The 381-nt window shown below is 72.2% G+C and carries 1 pseudogene; it reads left to right on the forward strand.

The window, feature by feature from the left end:
- A pseudogene (locus tag B2J89_RS23005) lies at nt 1–166 on the forward strand (DeoR family transcriptional regulator); the annotation flags it as partial.
- Nucleotides 167–381: the final 215 nt, after the last annotated feature.

Raw genomic sequence — 381 nt, forward strand, 5'->3', positions numbered from 1 at the left:
GCGCGAGGTCTGGCTGGCCGCCGACCACAGCAAGTTCCACCGCCCGGCCCTGGTGCAGCTGGCGACGCTGGCGCAGATCGACCGCCTGTTCACCGACGCGCCCCCGCCCGAGCCCTTCCCGGCGCTGCTGCACGAGGCGCAGGTCGCCTGCACCGTGGCCGGATGAACTCCCCCCCTGAGTCGCCTGCGGCGCCTTCCCCCCCGGGGGACGACGCCAGCGCGGCGGGGCGGCCCTTGCGCGGCGTCTGCTGGCCTGGGCCGTGCCATTCGAGCGCTGCGGGAGCCCACCGCACCCTGAAACCTTGATACCTTCTGCATCATGACCTACCTTCTCGCCCTCGACCAAGGCACCTCCAGCTCGCGCAGCATCGTGTTCGATGC

The sequence above is a fragment of the Acidovorax sp. SRB_24 genome, from assembly GCF_012931925.1.